Source organism: Acidovorax sp. JMULE5 (genome assembly GCF_013376875.1).
In the GTDB taxonomy this organism is placed as follows: domain Bacteria; phylum Pseudomonadota; class Gammaproteobacteria; order Burkholderiales; family Burkholderiaceae_C; genus Acidovorax; species Acidovorax facilis.
The window spans coordinates 4,634,826-4,651,256 of sequence record NZ_CP035951.1 but is presented as its reverse complement, the minus strand read 5'-3'; the positions used below and the strand labels follow the sequence as shown (position 1 = coordinate 4,651,256).

Annotated in this window: 16 protein-coding genes; 13 read left to right on the top strand and 3 right to left on the bottom strand. The window is 67.9% G+C overall.

Annotation, left to right across the window (positions count from 1 at the left end):
- Positions 1-137: 137 nt before the first annotated feature.
- Positions 138-587 (bottom strand): OsmC family protein, encoded by a 450-nt coding sequence (locus EXV95_RS21180; protein WP_176888348.1) that lies wholly within the window; start codon positions 585-587, stop codon positions 138-140.
- A gap of 355 nt (positions 588-942) precedes the next feature.
- Between EXV95_RS21180 and ilvA the strand changes: the two genes are divergently transcribed.
- The 3 genes from ilvA to EXV95_RS21165 all read left to right on the top strand — a co-directional run bounded on the left by ilvA (position 943) and on the right by EXV95_RS21165 (position 3,967).
- Positions 943-2,505: a threonine ammonia-lyase, biosynthetic gene (gene ilvA, locus EXV95_RS21175; RefSeq protein ID WP_121507527.1), complete on the top strand. Its 1,563-nt coding sequence runs from the start codon at positions 943-945 to the stop codon at positions 2,503-2,505.
- An 83-nt stretch (positions 2,506-2,588) separates the two neighbouring features.
- Positions 2,589-3,395 (top strand): adenosylcobinamide-GDP ribazoletransferase, encoded by an 807-nt coding sequence (gene cobS / locus EXV95_RS21170; RefSeq protein ID WP_176888347.1) that lies wholly within the window; start codon positions 2,589-2,591, stop codon positions 3,393-3,395.
- Entirely contained in the window at positions 3,386-3,967 is a 582-nt protein-coding gene (locus EXV95_RS21165; RefSeq protein ID WP_370460278.1) for a histidine phosphatase family protein, read from the top strand. Before cobS ends, EXV95_RS21165 begins: the two co-directional genes overlap by 10 nt.
- Positions 3,968-3,998: 31 nt before the next feature.
- On the opposite strand, the gene EXV95_RS21160 is transcribed toward EXV95_RS21165, so the two are convergent.
- Positions 3,999-4,454: a type II secretion system protein N gene (locus EXV95_RS21160; RefSeq protein ID WP_176888345.1), complete on the bottom strand. Its 456-nt coding sequence runs from the start codon at positions 4,452-4,454 to the stop codon at positions 3,999-4,001.
- A gap of 72 nt (positions 4,455-4,526) precedes the next feature.
- On the opposite strand from EXV95_RS21160, the gene gspG reads away from it, so the two are divergent.
- The 10 genes from gspG to EXV95_RS21110 all read left to right on the top strand — a co-directional run bounded on the left by gspG (position 4,527) and on the right by EXV95_RS21110 (position 14,546).
- Positions 4,527-4,967: a type II secretion system major pseudopilin GspG gene (gene gspG / locus EXV95_RS21155; RefSeq protein WP_176889139.1), complete on the top strand. Its 441-nt coding sequence runs from the start codon at positions 4,527-4,529 to the stop codon at positions 4,965-4,967.
- Positions 4,968-4,998: 31 nt separating this feature from the next.
- Positions 4,999-5,514 (top strand): prepilin-type N-terminal cleavage/methylation domain-containing protein, encoded by a 516-nt coding sequence (locus EXV95_RS21150; protein WP_255484830.1) that lies wholly within the window; start codon positions 4,999-5,001, stop codon positions 5,512-5,514.
- Positions 5,511-5,897, top strand: coding sequence for a type II secretion system minor pseudopilin GspI (gene gspI / locus EXV95_RS21145; protein ID WP_055398542.1), 387 nt, complete (start codon positions 5,511-5,513; stop codon positions 5,895-5,897). The genes EXV95_RS21150 and gspI overlap by 4 nt, the downstream gene beginning before the upstream one ends.
- Positions 5,897-6,667, top strand: a complete 771-nt coding sequence (locus tag EXV95_RS21140) for a type II secretion system protein J (RefSeq protein ID WP_176888344.1) — start codon at positions 5,897-5,899, stop codon at positions 6,665-6,667. The genes gspI and EXV95_RS21140 overlap by 1 nt, the downstream gene beginning before the upstream one ends.
- Positions 6,668-6,794: 127 nt before the next feature.
- Positions 6,795-7,781: a type II secretion system minor pseudopilin GspK gene (gene gspK / locus EXV95_RS21135; RefSeq protein WP_176888343.1), complete on the top strand. Its 987-nt coding sequence runs from the start codon at positions 6,795-6,797 to the stop codon at positions 7,779-7,781.
- 82 nt (positions 7,782-7,863) lie between these two features.
- On the top strand, positions 7,864-9,132 hold the full coding sequence (gene gspL / locus EXV95_RS21130; RefSeq protein WP_176888342.1) for a type II secretion system protein GspL: 1,269 nt from the start codon (positions 7,864-7,866) through the stop codon (positions 9,130-9,132).
- Positions 9,129-9,686: a type II secretion system protein GspM gene (gene gspM, locus EXV95_RS21125; protein WP_055398546.1), complete on the top strand. Its 558-nt coding sequence runs from the start codon at positions 9,129-9,131 to the stop codon at positions 9,684-9,686. Before gspL ends, gspM begins: the two co-directional genes overlap by 4 nt.
- Before the next feature lie 31 nt (positions 9,687-9,717).
- Entirely contained in the window at positions 9,718-10,527 is an 810-nt protein-coding gene (gene gspN, locus EXV95_RS21120; protein WP_255484829.1) for a type II secretion system protein N, read from the top strand.
- Between the two features lie 4 nt (positions 10,528-10,531).
- Positions 10,532-13,144, top strand: a complete 2,613-nt coding sequence (gene gspD / locus EXV95_RS21115) for a type II secretion system secretin GspD (RefSeq protein WP_176888341.1) — start codon at positions 10,532-10,534, stop codon at positions 13,142-13,144.
- A 13-nt stretch (positions 13,145-13,157) separates the two neighbouring features.
- Positions 13,158-14,546, top strand: a complete 1,389-nt coding sequence (locus EXV95_RS21110; RefSeq protein ID WP_176888340.1) for a GspE/PulE family protein — start codon at positions 13,158-13,160, stop codon at positions 14,544-14,546.
- A gap of 84 nt (positions 14,547-14,630) precedes the next feature.
- Here EXV95_RS21110 and EXV95_RS21105 read toward each other — a convergent pair whose 3' ends face one another.
- A complete protein-coding gene (locus EXV95_RS21105) occupies positions 14,631-16,286 on the bottom strand; it encodes a methyl-accepting chemotaxis protein (RefSeq protein ID WP_055398550.1) in 1,656 nt (551 codons plus the stop codon).
- Positions 16,287-16,431 lie beyond the last annotated feature (145 nt).

Below are 16,431 nucleotides of genomic sequence, written 5' to 3'. Positions count from 1 at the left end.
TGCGCCAGAGGTATCGCGCGTCTGCCGCCTCAAAAACTGTCGCAGCCCAGGCCAGGGATGCCGAGCCAGGGCCGCCCCGCAGCGAAGGCGTCGTCCCCCTGGGGGGAGGCGCCGCAGGCGACTCAGGGGGGGTAAATTCAAATTTCGACCACCTCAAACCCGGTGGTGATCTCCGCCGTCTTGCCCAGCATGATGCTGGCCGAGCAGTATTTGTCGTGGCTCATGGTGATCGCGCGCTCTACCGCAGCGGGCGGGATGCCCTTGCCCGTCACGGTGAAATGCATGTGGATCTTGGTGAACACCTTGGGATCGGTCTGGGCGCGTTCGGTGGTCAGCTTGACGCTGCAGCCTCGCACATCGTGGCGGCCCCGCTTGAGGATGAGCACCACGTCATAGGCCGTGCAGCCGCCCGTGCCAGCCAACACGGTCTCCATGGGCCGGGGCGCCAGGTTCTGGCCGCCGTTGGCCGGATTGGCGGCATCGGGCGCGCCATCCATCGTTAAAACATGGCCGCTGCCGGTCTCGGCCACAAAGCCCATGCCAGAACGGGTTCCTGTGCCTCCGGTCCAGCTGACTGTGCATTCCATGGTGTATCTCCTTTTTGGTGCGTGGTTTTTTCGCACGGAATGGCCCGGCGAAATAAAAATTTGGTGTTGATTTTGCTGCAATGCAACAAGACTCGCGCTAAACTTCCCCCAAGCGCTGCTTTTTCTGGATGGAAAAGGCAGATGGCAAGAAGCCCGGTTTCCGGCACTTGTCCCGCACCGATTGTCTCCTCCATCTCCTCAAAGGATGGATTAGCCCCAGGCCTCACGGCCCGGGGCTTTTTTTTTGGCTGAACCGGCATCGATGCGCCCTCCCGCTGCGAATCAGCCCCAAAAAACCGACCCCCTATGATGTGGACCCCCCCCGCTGCCCCGTGGCGGCCCCACCTGCCCTGCCATGACCCAGCACCTCACCCCCGCCGACTACCTGAAAAAAATCCTGACCGCCCGCGTGTACGACGTGGCGGTGGAGTCGGCGCTGGAGCCCGCCAAGAACCTCAGCCGCCGCCTGCACAACAAAGTGCTGCTCAAGCGCGAGGACCAGCAGCCCGTGTTCAGTTTCAAGCTGCGGGGCGCCTACAACAAGATGGCGCACCTCACGCCCGAGCAGCTGGCACGCGGCGTGATCTGCGCGTCGGCCGGCAACCACGCGCAAGGCGTGGCCATGAGCGCCCACAAGCTGGGCACCCGCGCGGTCATCGTGATGCCGACCACCACGCCGCAGCTCAAGATCGACGCCGTGAAGACGCTGGGCGGCGAGGTCGTGCTGTTTGGCGAGAGCTATTCCGACGCCTACGGGCACTCGGTCAAGCTCGAAAAGGAACAGGGCCTGACGTTTGTGCACCCGTTCGACGATCCGGACGTCATTGCCGGCCAGGGCACCATCGCCATGGAGATCCTGCGCCAGCTGCAAAGCCTGGGCAGCAACCAGCTCGACGCCGTGTTTGTGGCCATTGGCGGCGGCGGGCTCATCTCGGGCGTGGCCAACTACATCAAGGCCGTGCGGCCCGAGATCAAGGTGATCGGCGTGCAGATGAACGACTCGGACGCCATGATCCAGTCCGTCAAGGCGCACGAGCGCGTGACGCTGGCCGACGTGGGTTTGTTCTCGGACGGCACCGCCGTCAAGCTGGTGGGCGAGGAGACTTTCCGCATCGCCCACAGCGGCCTGGTGGACGAGTTCATCACCGTGGACACCGACGCCGTCTGCGCCGCCATCAAGGACATCTTTGTGGACACGCGCAGCATTGTCGAGCCTGCCGGGGCCTTGGCCGTGGCGGCCATCAAGCAGTACGTTGCTGAAAAGAAAACCAAGGGCGAAACCTACGCCGCCATCCTGTGCGGCGCCAACATGAACTTCGACCGCCTGCGCTTTGTGGCCGAGCGCGCCGAGGTGGGCGAGGAGCGCGAGGCGCTTCTGGCCGTCACCATCCCCGAAGAACGCGGCAGCTTTCGCCGCTTTTGCGAGGTGGTGGGCGGCCTGCCCGGCGGCCCGCGCAACGTGACCGAGTTCAACTACCGCATCAGCGACGCCGCCCAGGCCCATGTGTTCGTGGGCATCACCACCAATGGCAAGGGCGAGTCGGAGAAAATCGCCAAGAACTTCGGCCGCCACGGCTTCGAGGCACTGGACCTGACGCACGACGAACTGGCCAAGGAGCATCTGCGCCACCTGGTGGGCGGGCATTCGGCGCTCGCGCAGGACGAGCGCCTGATGCGCTTCACCTTCCCCGAGCGGCCCGGCGCGCTGCTCAAGTTTTTGAGCCTGATGCAGCCGACCTGGAACATCAGCCTGTTCCACTACCGCAACCAGGGCGCCGACTATGGCCGCATCCTCGTGGGCATGCAGGTGCCGCCCGAAGACGCCGCCACGTTCGACGCCTTCCTGGCCACGCTGGGCTATCCGTATGTGGAAGAGACGCTGAACCCGGCCTACCGGCTGTTCCTGCGATCCAAGTAACCAAAATATGGGCCAAATTGGCCTCCAGCGCTTATCCATAAAGCGCTAGCAGCTATCAAATCTGACATAGCCCCAGCCAACCCATGCAAGCCCTGCGCCACTATCTGCTGGCCGTGCAGTTTTTCACCCGCATCCCGGTCACTGGTCGGCTGGCCGACTGGGTCGGCTACAGCCCCGCCATGCTGCGGGCCAGCGCGGCGCACTTTCCGGGCATTGGCTGGCTGGCCGCGCTGCTGTCCACGGGCGTCTATGCCGCATTGCACTGGGCCCTGGCGCCCAACCCACTGGGCTCCACCGTGGCCGCCGTGTTCTGCACCATCGCAACGGTGCTGATGACCGGCGGCTTTCACGAGGATGGGCTTGCCGACGTGGCCGATGGCCTGGGCGGCAGCGCCGATCGCGAGCGGGCACTCGACATCATGAAGGACTCACGCATTGGCGCCTTCGGGGCCATGGCGCTGGTGCTGGCGCTGCTGGCCAAGCTCAGCCTGCTGGCGCTGCTGGGTGCCCACAGCCTGCTGGCCGCCGTGGCCGCGCTGGTGGGGGCGCATGTGCTGTCGCGTTTCTGGCCGCTGCTCATCGTGCGCAGCCTGCCGCATGTGGGCGACACCGCCCGGTCCAAAAGCAAGCCGCTGGCCGACCAGATTTCGGGCGGCGCGCTGCTGGCGGCATTTTTGTGGTGTTTTATGCCGCTAGCGCTTGTCTATCAAGCGCAATCAGCTATTTATTTTATAGCATCCGTACTCTGCAGCGCCCTTGCCGCCGCCTGGATGGCCCGCTGGTTCGCGCGCAGGCTGCAGGGTTTTACCGGCGACTGCCTGGGTGCCACGCAGCAGGTCAGCGAAATCGGCTTTTACCTGGGCGCGGCGCTGGCCTTGCGCTGGATGTGACCGGCGCCCCCCCCAAAACTCGCCTTTGGCTGGTACGCCACGCCCAGCCGCTGGTGGCACCCGGCACCTGCTACGGGGCGCTGGACATCCCCGCCGACCCCGCCGCCACGCGCGCTGCCGCAGAGCACCTGGCCGCCGCGCTGCCCCCCCAGGCGCGGGTGATTCACTCCACGCTACAAAGATGCGAGCAGCTTGCGATAGAGCTTCAAGCGCTGCGGCCCGATTTGGTATCAAAACCCGACGCCCGCCTGCGCGAAATGGACTTTGGCAGCTGGGAGGGGCAGGCCTGGGAGGCCATTGCCCGCAGCGACATCGACGCCTGGACGGCCGCCTTCGCAAGCTACCGCCCTGGCCTGGGGGAAAACCTGGCGGCGGTGCTGGCCCGCGTGGCGGCTGCGCTGCAGGACCACGGCCCCGGGGCCACACAGGATGTGGTGTGGATCACCCACGCCGGGGTCATCCGCAGCATGGCGTGGCTGAAGGCGCACGGCAACGGCGTGCTGCCGCGCTCGGAAGAATGGCCCGTTGCCGCGCCGGGCTGGGGCGAGTGGGAGAGGATCGAACTGGGATAGGAGCCGGAGCCCCCTGCCCCGGCATCAAGCATCAACGCTTGAGCGGCATGTCCAGCGTGAGGGTGGCGGGGCCACCAGCATCGCGCCCCAGTTGCGCCTGGCGTGGGCCCAGCGCCTGCAGCACCAGCCCTTCATCCACCGCGGCGCCCACGCGGAAAGGCTTGGCGGGCTTTCCATCCACCGCGATCAGCGCGGCGCCGCCCCCGCTGTTGCGGCCCGAGAGTACCCCGATCAGTGCGAAGCGGCTGGCCAGTGTTGCCACCGGGGCGGCTGCGACCACCCCCGGGGCGGCGGGCGCAGCCCCCAGCAGCCGGGCCAGAGCCTGCGCATCGGGCGCCACGGGGGGTGGTAGCACCACGGGCGCAGCGGCTCCGGCCGCAGGGGCCGACAGGCGCAGCCCCCAAAAAACCACGCTGGCGCCTGCGGCGGCCCATAGCGCCAGAGTCCCCAGGCGGACGCCCCATTTGCTGTACGTATTGGTCACCATGCGGGGATTATGATTCACGCGATTCGACCATCCGAGAGACCGCCAGCAGTGAACACTTCTTTCCCCCTCCTCTTGCGCTCCGCCCGCCACCGCCTGGCCACGAACGTGGCCCGTGGCTTCACCCTCATCGAGCTGATGGTGGTGCTCGTCATCATCGGCGTGCTGGCCGCCCTCATCGTGCCCAATGTGCTGGAACGCGCCGACGACGCCCGCGTGACCGCTGCCCGCACCGACATCACCAACATCATGCAGGCGCTCAAGCTGTACCGCCTGGACAACCAGCGCTACCCCACGGCCGAACAAGGCCTGCAATCGCTGATCGCCAAGCCCAGCTCGGGCCCCGTGCCCAACAACTGGAAGCTGTACCTCGAAAAACTGCCCAACGACCCCTGGGGCCGTCCGTACCAGTACCTGAACCCTGGCATCAAGGGCGAGATCGACGTGATGTCGTTCGGCGCCGATGGGCAGTCGGGCGGTGAAGGCAAGGATGCCGATATTGGCAGTTGGCAATGACGACCGGCTCTTCGCGACAGACCCCTGCTCCATGAAACTGGCGCTCCCTCGGCCAGGGATGTCGTGGAACTGGCTTCGCCAGGCCATCGGCATCTCCCCCCCGAAGGGAAGCCGCGCGGCGGCTCAGGGGGGCTTCACCCTCCTTGAGTTGCTGGTGGTCATCAGCATCATTGCCCTGGCCACCGCCGGTGTGAGCATCGCCATGCGCGACAGCGGGCAGACGCTGGTCGAGCGCGAGGCAGCCCGGCTGGCGGCGTTGCTGGAATCTGCGCGTGCGCAGTCGCGCGCCGGGGGGATGCCCGTGCGCTGGCGTGCCGATGCCGGAGGGTTCCGGTTCGAGGGCCTGCCGCCCAGCGCACTGGCGGCGATGCCCGGCCAGTGGCTGGATGCGGGCACCACGGTGCGCGCGCCAACGCTGCTGGTGCTGGGGCCAGAGCCCCTCATTGGCCCCCAGCAGGTGCTGATCACCCACCAGGCCTATCCCGAGCGCACGCTGCGCATTGCCACCGACGGGGTGCGCCCCTTCACCGTCGAGACCGTCCAATGAAGTCCACCCTGCCCCCCCAACGCCGTTGCAGGCGGCAGCGCGGCTTCACGCTGGTGGAGGTGCTGGTGGCGCTCAGCATCGTGGCCATTGCACTGATGGCGGGGCTGCAGGCCACCACGGCGCTCACGCGCAACGCGCTGCGTCAGTCAGACATCGTGCTGGCCCAGTTGTGTGCCGAGAACGAACTGGTCTATGCGCGCCTGTCGCGCCAGATGCCCAGCGTGGGCGACAGCCAGGTCACCTGCGAACAGGCCGGGCGCCAGCTCACCGTGGCCCTGATCGTGCGGCCCACGCCCAACCCGAGCTTTCGCCGGATGGACGCGCAGGTGCTGGATGGCGACAACTCGATCCTGCGCATCTCGACCATCATCGGAAGGTATTGATGTCCGTCGATAGCTCCCCCCTGAGCCGCTTCGCGCCGTCCCCCCGTGGGGACGACAGCCTTTGCTGCGGGGCGGCCCTTGCTGGCCGTCCTCGCGATGGCGCGGCGCCAGTTTCACACGCCAGGGACTCGCGCGGCTTCACGCTGGTGGAGCTGCTGCTGGCCATTGCGGTGATGAGCCTGCTGGCCATCCTGAGCTGGCGGGGGCTGGATGGGATGGTGCGGGCGCAGGAGATCACGCGCCAGCGGGCCGACGAGATGCTGGTGCTGCAGTCTGCCCTGGGCCAGTGGGGCACAGACCTGGATGCACTGCTGCCCATTGCCAACACCACGCCGCTCGACTGGGACGGCCAGGTGCTGCGTTTGACGCGGCGCACCAGCGCAGTGCCCGACGAGGGCGCCCTGGTGGTGGCCTGGACGCGCCGGGGCGGCCAGGGTGTGGGCCAGTGGATGCGCTGGCAGTCGCCCCCGGTGCGCACGCGCGCCGAGTGGCAGGAGGCGTGGCAGCTGGCCGCGCAGTGGGCGCGCAGCCCGGGCGACGCCGAGCGGCGCCATGAGATGACGCTGCTGCCGCTGGAGGACTGGCAGATCTTCTACTACCGGGGCGGTGCGTGGTCCAACCCGCTGTCCAGCAGTGGCACCACCCCGGTGGGCACCTCGGCCATCCCCGACGGCGTGCGCCTGCAGATCACGCTGCCGCCCGGTCAGGCCCTGGTGGGGCGGCTCACACGCGATTGGGTGAACCCCGTGCTGGGTGGGGGTCGGACATGATCAGCCCCCCCTGAGCGGCTGCGCCGCTTCCCCCCAGGGGGACGCCACCCGTGGCCTAGCAAAGCCAGCTCCACGGTGGCACTGGTCTGGGCCGCGCCAGTTTCACAGCGCCCCACGGGGATTCCACATGGGGCCACGCCCGGTCCGCAGGGAACGCGGTGCGGCGCTGCTGCTGGCCATGCTCACGGTCACCCTCGTGGCGACCTTTGCAGCGGCGTCCATGTGGCAGCAATGGCGCGCGGTCGAGGTCGAGACGGCCGAGCGCGGCCGCGTGCAGTCCACCTGGATTCTGGTCGGCGCGCTCGACTGGTCGCGCCTGATCCTGCGCGAAGACGGGCGCTCGGGCGGTGCGGACCACCTGGCCGAGCCCTGGGCCGTGCCGCTGCAGGAGGCACGGCTGTCCACCTTTCTCGCGGCCGACAAGAACGTCAGCCAGGTGGACGACGCCACCACCGACACCACCGAAGCCTTTTTGTCGGGGCAGATCTCGGACATGCAGGGCCGCCTGAACCTGACCAACCTGGTCGACAACGGCAACGTGCAAACCCTGGCACTGCGGCAGTTCACGCGGCTCTTCGAACGCCTGGGGCTGCCGCTGCAGGATCTGAGTCTGCTCACCGACGCCCTGCGGCGCGCGCAGACCACCACAGGCACCGACAGCGCCAACGCCCCACTGTTGCCCCCCACCATGACGCAACTGGGCTGGCTGGGCCTGGCGCCCACCACCGTGGCCCGCCTGGCGCCCCACGTCACGCTGCTGCCCGTGCGCGCACCGGTCAACCTCAACACCGCCGACATCGACGTGCTGCTGGCCGCCATCGACGGCCTGGACATGGCCAGCGCCCAAAAGATGCTGCAGGCCCGCGAGGCCCGGCATTTCCGCACGCTCAGCGAGGTGCGCGACCTGCTGGGCGCCAGCATCGACATCAACGAAGGCGCCCACGCCGTGGCCTCTTCGTACTTTGAGGTGCGCGGCCGCCTGCGCCTGGGCGATGCCATGGTGGACGAGCGATCCCTGGTGCGCAAACAGGGCATCGAGGTCACCACACTGTGGCGCGAACGGGGTGCTTTTGACCGCGAAACCGCCCCGGGCGCTCGGGAGGCGCAGCGCTGAAATCTGACACATCTGCAACACATCTGCAGGTTCGGCCCGCACTGTCAAGCCCGCCCCCTAAAATGGCCCGCAAAACCTGTCCATGAGCACCCTCATCCTTTTCCTGCCGCCGGCCCGTCCGGGGCCGGCCACCGAGTACAGCTACACGCTGACGGCGGACGGCCATACTGCCCTTCGCCACGCCACTGCCCCGGCCGCGCTGCTGCCCGAACCCACGCGCCCCGGCGGCGAAGTGGTGGCCGTGGTGCCCGCCCGGGCGCTGTCCTGGCAACGGGTGCAACTGCCGCCCGGCCTGGCACTGGGCGCGGGCCAGCAGACACCGCGCCTGCGGTCGGTGCTGGAGGGTCTGCTTGAAGACCGCCTGCTCGACGACGCATCGCAGCTGCACTTTGCCATCCAGCCGGATGCCAATCCCGGAGAACCCGTGTGGGTGGCGGTGTGCGACCGCACCTGGCTGCGCGACAACCTGCAGGCCCTGGAAGCCGCTGGTCGCCGCGTGTCCCGTGTCGTGCCTGAATTCGCCCCCGGCCCCACCCAAAGTGGCCGCCCCGAGCTGTGCGCCCTGGGCACCCCCGAAGACGCCTGCGTGGTGCTGACTGGGCAGGGTGCCGACCACGGCGTGGCCGTGTTGCCCCTGTCCATTGCCTCCGTGATGCTGGCCCGTGCCGGGCTCCCCCAGAATGCGGCCACGGACGGAGACGATGCGCCCGTGGTGCGCGCCGAGCCTGCGGTCGCGGCCCTGGCAGAGCGCACGCTGGGCCAGCGCGTGGCTCTGCACACGGCCAGCCAGCGGGCGCTGGACGCAGCGCGTGGCGACTGGGATCTGGCCCAGTTCGATCTGGCCAGCACCGGCCGCACCCGGGCGCTGCGCAAGGCGGGCAGCCTGGCCAGCGCACTGCTGAACGCCCCGCAGTGGCGCGCAGCGCGCTGGGGCGCGGCACTGCTGGTGGTGGCGCATCTGGTGGGGCTCAATGCCTGGGCCTGGCAGGAGCGCAAGGCGCTAGCCGCCAAACAGGCGGCCGTGCGGTCCACGCTGACCCAGACTTTCCCCAAGGTGCAGGTGGTGGTGGATGCCCCTGTGCAGATGGAGCGCGAACTGGCCCAGCTGCGGCAGGCGGCCGGCGCCGTTTCGGCCCGCGACCTGGAGCCCCTGCTTGCCGCCGCCGGAGCCTCCCTCCCCGGCGGTCGCCAGCCCACGGGCATCGAATACGCCCCCGGCGAGCTGCGCCTGCGCGGCGTCACGCTGGCCCCCGACGAAGAAACCGTGCTCTCGGCCCGCCTGCAGGCTGCGGGCTACCGGGCCCGGCTGGACGATGGCAGCCTGCTGCTGCGCGCTGAAGGCACACCATGACTGTCATCACCTCTCCCGCCCTGCGCGCCCGCTGGCAGGCCCTGGCCCCCCGTGAGCAGACCCTGGTCCTGGCCGCAGGTGGCCTCGTCGCGTTCGCCCTGCTGTGGTGGCTGGCCGTGGCCCCTGCCCTGTCCACGTTGCGCGCCGCACCCGCGCGCCATGCCGAGCTGGACTCACAGCTGCAGCGCATGCAAGGCCTGCGCGCCGAAGCGCAGCAGCTGCAGTCGGCCCCACGCAACACGCGCGGCGATTCCGTCGGTGCGCTGCGTACCGCGCTCACACAGCGCCTGGGCAATACGGCCCAGCTCAATGTGGTGGGCGACCGCGCCACCGTCACGCTCAAAGGCGCTCCCGCCGATGCGCTGGCCCAATGGCTGGCCCAGGCACGCAGCAACGCCCGCGCCGCCCCGGTGGAGGCACGCCTGACGCGCAGCGCCGCGCCTGCAGGCTCCGCGCCCAACGCCCCGGCACCGGTCAAACTGGGCAACGCGGCCACGGCGATGCCGCGTTGGGACGGCACCCTGGTGCTGGCCCTGCCGCCTGCCCAGCCCTGAATCAGCCCCCCCGCACAGACACCCTCTCCCCGTGGCCACCTCCTCACGACACCGAAAACCCGTACCCCGCACTCCCCGCAGCGCATGGGGCTGGGCGCTGGTCGGCGCTGTGGCGGGCGTAGTGCCCGCCGTGGTGGCGTTTGCACCCGCGCACTGGCTGGCACAAAGCGTCGCCAGCGCAACGGGCGGACAGGTACAGTTGCTGCAGGCACGCGGTACGGTCTGGACAGGTTCGGCCCAACTGGTGCTGACGGGGGGCTCGGCCAGCCAGGACAGCGCCGCCCTGCCCAGCCGCCTGGACTGGCGCATCCGCCCCGGCTGGGGTGGCTTGCACGCGCAACTGAATGCCAGCTGCTGCACCCCTGCACCCCTGCGACTGCAGGCGAGTGCCGGCTGGTCCGGTACGCGCCTGACCATCATCGACGGCGAGAGCCTGTGGCCGGCCTCCGTGCTGACCGGGCTGGGCACGCCCTGGAACACGCTGCAGCCCCAGGGCCAGCTGGCGCTGCAGACCCGTGGCTTCACCATGCGCTGGAGTGCCGGACGCATGTCCCTGGCAGGCCAGGTGCAGCTGGATGCACGGGCCATGTCGTCCCGCCTGTCCACCCTGCGCCCCATGGGCAGCTACCGCCTCGCGGTGCAGGGCGGCGAGGCGCCCACGCTCACACTGAGCACGCTGGACGGGCACCTGCAGCTCAACGGCACCGGCCAGTGGGTGGGCAACCGCCTGCGCTTTGCGGGCGAGGCCAGTGCCACCCCCGAGCGCGAAGCCGCCCTATCGAATCTTCTGAACATCATTGGACGGCGCAATGGCGCGCGCTCCATCATCACCGTGGGTTGAACCTATGAACTCCTTGTTGTCACCACGTCTGGGTTTTGCTCTTAAAGCAATAGCAGCTAGCGCACTACTGGCGTGCGCCAGCGGCCAAATTATTGCCCAAACCACCATTGATACCGGCACCGGCAGCGTGCGCGCCGGCGAGCCCGTCACCCTGAACTTCGCCAACGCCGAGATCGAAGCCGTGGCCCGCACCATGGCCACCATCACGGGCCGCAACGTGGTGGTCGACCCGCGCGTGAAGGGCCAGCTCAACCTGGTCACCGAACGCGCCGTGTCGCCCGCCGCCGCCTTCCAGCAGTTCCTGGCCGCGCTGCGGCTGCAGGGCTTCACGGTGGTGGAGGCTGCAGGCCTGTACAAGGTGGTGCCCGAGGCCGACGCCAAATTGCAAGGCGGCAGCGTGAGCGTGGTGCAGGGCAGCTCTGGCAGCGCGCCCGGCGGCGGTCAGATCGTCACCCAGATCTTCAAGCTCAACTTTGAAAACGCCGCCAACTTGGTGCCCGTGCTGCGCCCGCTGATCAGCCCCAACAACACCATCAACGTGAACCCCGGCAACAACTCGCTGGTGATCACCGATTACGCGGACAACCTGCAGCGCCTGGCGCGCATCGTGGCGGCCATGGATGTCTCCAACGCCAGCGATGTGGAAGTGATCCCGCTGCGCAACGCCGTCGCCACTGACCTCGCGCCGCTGGTGGCGCGCCTGATCGACGGGGGCAGCGGTGCCGCGCCGGTCGCCGCACAGGGGCAGGCGGACACCTCGTTCAAGACCACGCTGATTGCCGAGCCGCGCAGCAACGCACTGATCCTGCGCGCCGCCAACCCGGCGCGTGTGGCCCAGGTGCGCGCGCTGGTCGCCCAGCTGGACCAGGCCCCAGCGCCCGGCAGCAGTGCGTCCACCGGCAACATCCATGTGGTGTACCTGAAGAACGCCGACGCCACCAAGCTGGCCACCACGCTGCGTGCCGCCATGGCAGCCATGGGCGGCACCGGCAACACGGGCGGTGGCAGTGCGGGCGCAAGTGCCGCACCGGCCGCGCCCAGTGGAGGCCTGGGCGGTGGCGGCACCAGCGGCAACATGCTGTCCACCGGCAGTGGTCTATCAGGTGGCAGCAGCGGGGGGCTAGGCTCGGGAGGCAGCGGCATGGGCACCAGCAGCACCAACAACAACCAGCCGTCCACGGGCGGCCAGATCCAGGCCGACCCCACCACCAACTCGCTCATCATCACGGCGCCCGAGCCCCTGTACCGCCAGCTGCGTGCAGTGATCGACAAGCTCGACGGACGCCGCGCACAGGTTCTGGTGGAAAGCCTGATCGTGGAAGTTGCCGCCAACAAGGTGGCGCAGTTCGGCATCCAGTGGCAGGGCATCCTGGGCAAACAAGGCGATGGCACGGTGGGCGTGATCGGCACCAACTCCGGTGCAGCAGGTGCCAACATCCTGGGGATCACGGCAGCGCTGGCTTCGGGGAGCACCAGCAGCATCGCCACTGCCGCGAGCGGCCTGGGCGGGGGCCTGAACCTGGCTCTGGCGCCACGCATCAACGGCCAGTATTACCTGGGCGCGCTTGCCAACTTCCTGCAGAACAGCGGCGATGCCAACGTGCTGTCCACCCCCAACCTGATGACGCTGGACAACGAAGAGGCACGCATCCTCATCGGCGACAACGTGCCCTTCGTCACGGGCTCGTATGCGAACACCGGCAACAGCGGCACCGTGAATCCGTTCAACACCGTCGAGCGCAAGGACGTGGGCCTGATGCTCAAGGTGCGCCCGCAGATCAGCGAGAACGGCACGGTGAAAATGGCGATCTACCAGGAGATCTCCAAGATCGACCGCTCCACCCTGTCCAATGCCACCGGCCCCACCACCAGCAAACGTGCGGTCGAATCCAACGTGGTGGTGGACGACGGCAGCATCATCGTCATCGGCGGCCTGCTGGAGGACACCTACTCGCAGGGCGAGGACAAGGTGCCCCTGATGGGTGACCTGCCCGTGGTGGGCAACCTGTTCAAAAGCGAGAACCGCTCGCGCCGCAAGACCAACCTGATGATCTTCCTGCGCCCCATTGTGGTGCGCGACAACGCCACCAGCGACGCACTGGTCGTGGACCGCTACGAAGCGATCCGCGCTCTGCAGCAGGCCACGCAGCCGGCCCCCAGCACTGTCATGAATTCGGTCTCTGGCGCACCCATCCTTCCCGCGCTGCCCGAGCGGGCGCCTTCTGTCGCCAGCCCCATGCCTGTGCAGCCCGCCGCGCCGGTGCCCGTTCCCATGCAGCAGCTCACCCCTGTAGCGCCCCCCCCACCCACACCGGGTACCGCTCCCCAAAGCAGCGCGCCTGTGGAGCAGTCCAGCCCCACGGCCCAGGCGCAGGTCCCCGCGCCGCTGTACTACGTGAACGTGGGTGTGTTCGGCAAGGATGCGGAATCGCGCAGCGCCATGACCAAGCTGCGCAGCACGGCACTGCCCCTGTCCATCCAGGCGGTAGACACCAACCGGGGCACGCTCACCCGCGTGCGTGTGGGCCCCTACAACACCGAAGACGCTGCCAATGCCGCTGCCGTCACCGTGCGCAGTCTGGCACTCAACGCCACGGTCTCGCCCAAAGCGCTCTGACGGACCCACGCCCATGCGCCACCCCCTGCCCTACGCCTTTGCCCGCACCGCCCAGCTGCTGCTGGAGGACGACGGCCACCAGCTGGTGCTGTGGCATGGCCCCAACCCCGACGCCGGTGCGCTGTCCGAAGTGCTGCGCAAACACCCGGTGCAGCAGTTGCTGCCGCTGGACGCCCCGGCCCTGGCCCAGCGCATCAGCGCCGTGTATTCGCACAGCGAATCAAGCGCCGCCACCGTGGTGAGCGAGGTCGAAAGCGACGCGGACCTCTCGCGCATGATGCAGGAGCTTCCCGCCGTCGAGGACTTGCTCGAATCCGCGGGCGACGCACCCATCATCCGCATGCTCAACGCCCTGCTCACGCAGGCCGCGCGCGACGGCGCGAGCGACATCCACATCGAGCCCTACGAGCGCCATTCCAGCGTGCGTTTTCGCGTGGACGGCACCCTGCGCGAGGTGGTGCAACCCAACCGCGCGCTGCACGCCGCGCTGATCTCGCGCCTGAAGATCATGGCCGACCTGGACATCAGCGAAAAGCGCCTGCCGCAGGACGGCCGCATCAGCCTGCGCCTGGGCACCCGCGCCATTGATGTACGCGTTTCCACCCTGCCCAGCGCCCATGGCGAGCGCGCGGTGCTGCGCCTGCTGGACAAGAGCGAAAGCAAGCTGAGCCTGGAAGCCGTGGGCATGCAGGGTGAGACGCTACGCCGCTTCGAGGGCCTGATCAGCCAGCCGCACGGAATCATCCTGGTGACAGGGCCCACGGGCTCGGGCAAAACCACCACGCTGTATGCGGCGCTGGGCCGGCTCGATGCCACGCGCAACAACATCATGACGGTGGAAGATCCCATCGAGTACGAGCTTCCCGGGGTGGGGCAAACGCAGGTCAACAGCAAGATCGAGCTGACCTTTGCCAAGGCCCTGCGCGCCATCCTGCGCCAGGACCCGGACATCATCATGATCGGCGAAATCCGCGATTTCGAAACCGCGCAGATCGCCATCCAGGCCTCACTCACGGGCCACCTGGTGCTGGCCACGCTGCACACCAACGACGCAGCCAGCGCCGTCACGCGGCTGACCGACATGGGGGTGGAGCCGTTCCTGCTGTCGTCATCACTGCTCGGCGTGCTGGCCCAGCGGCTGGTGCGCAAATACTGCAGCCACTGCCATGGTGCGGGCTGCGATGCCTGCGGCCACACGGGCTACGCAGGCCGCACGGGTGTGTTCGAGCTGCTGGTGACCACGGACGCGATCCGCGCGCAGATCCACAACCAGGCGTCCGAAGCCGACATTCGCACTGCGGCCATGGCCGACGGCATGGCCCTGATGCGCGAGGATGGCGAGCGCCTAATTGCTGCGGGCATCACCAGCCGCGAGGAAGTGCTGCGGGTGACGCGGGACTAGTCAGCCACCGAGGCCTAGTTTGCTATTGTTTTTATAGCAAATAGCGCTTAATAGATAAGCGCTAGCGGTCAAAAATGCTCAAAATTACCGTATGCGCAGCGCAGGCCGACGCTGCGCCTGGGCCACGGCTGGAGCAGCGGGCGCTGCTGCCGCGCTGAAGACCGAGGGTGCAGGAGCACCGCCGTCCTGCAGCTTGAACTGGCTGACCGCACTGCTCAGGTGCAGCGCCTGTTCGCGCAGCGATTCAGAGGCAGCGGTGGACTCTTCCACCAGCGCGGCGTTCTGCTGCGTCATCTGGTCGAGCTGGCTCACGGACTGACTGATCTGGCCGATGTTGTCGCTTTGCTCGGCCGACGAGGCCGTGATCTCGGCAATGATGTCGGACACCCGGCGCACACTGCTGACAATCTCGGTCATGGTCTGCCCGGCCTGGCTGACCAGACGCGAGCCATCTTCGACGCGTTCCACCGACGAACCGATCAGACCCTTGATCTCCTTGGCCGCCTCGGCGCTGCGCTGCGCGAGGTTGCGCACCTCGCTGGCCACCACGGCAAAGCCCCGGCCCTGTTCACCGGCGCGCGCGGCTTCCACGGCCGCGTTGAGCGCCAGGATGTTGGTCTGGAAGGCAATGGAGTCGATGACACCGGTGATGTCGGCAATCTTGCGCGAGCTGGTCGTGATCTGGTCCATGGTGGTCACCACCTGCGACACCACGGCACCACCGCGTGCGGCCACTTCGGCGGCCGACGAAGCGAAGTCGCTGGCCTGGCGGGAGGACTGGGCGCTTTGCTGCACGGTGCTGGTCAGCAACTCCATGGACGAGGCGGTTTCCTCCAGATTGGCCGCGGTCTGCTCGGTGCGGTGGCTCAGGTCGTGGTTGCCACTGGCGATCTCGGAACTGGCGGTGGTGATGTTGCCTGCCGCGTCCTGCACCTGGCGCACCAGGCCCCGCAAGGCGTCCTGCATGCGGCCCATGGCCGACACCAGCTGGCCCACCTCGTCCTGGTTCATGGCCGCCACATCGCGAGAGAGGTCACCACTGGCAATGCGGTCGGCCAGTTCCTGCGCCTGCCCCAGTGACTTGGTGATGGAGCGCACGCTGAAGAAGGTGAGCGGAATCAGCACCGCCAACCCCAGCACCAGCCCGATGCCAATCAACGCCGACATGGTGGAAGTGCGCGATTCAACCCCCGCACGGGCCTCGTCCATCTGCGAGCGGGCCGCGCTGGCCAGGCTGGAGAACAGCTTGTCGGTGGCCTCCATGTGGACCTTCAGGCGGTCGGCGTAGGCACCGCCCCCCGCACCATCGAGCTGCGCCCCCTCGATCTTCTCGAAGATGGGGGCAATGCCGGTTTCGTACTGCTTGATCTCGTCCAGGGATTTGTCGATGGAGGCCACAAACTCTGCATCGCCCGACTGCACCTGGCGCACCTCGGCCAAGCTCTTGCGCAAGGCAGCCAGGGTCTTGGCCCAGGACTCGCGCAGGGCAGAGACCTCGACCGAGTTGTTGAAATTGATGATGATGTCTTTTTCGGTCCGGCGCAGGTCACCCAGGGTAGTGCGCAGGTCGGACATATCGGTCAGGGTTTGCACTCGCTGCGAAAACAGCTCTTGCAATGTGCCCCGGGTGCGGTCCAGGGCCACATAGCCCATAGCGCCAATGACGATCAGAAGAATCAGCGAAAAAACGGTTCCGAAGTAAAGACGTGTGCGGATAGAGAAGCGGCCGAGAGCATTCATGGCTCTTCCTTACATTTTTTAACAGATAACTCAGCATAGCAAATTTAGTGCCACACGCCCATCCTCCCGGTCTTCTGAACCGGGGGTGGGCGGGACTATATGCCGGGCGGGGCTATCCACCGCACAGGGTAAGCACGGCCCTGAG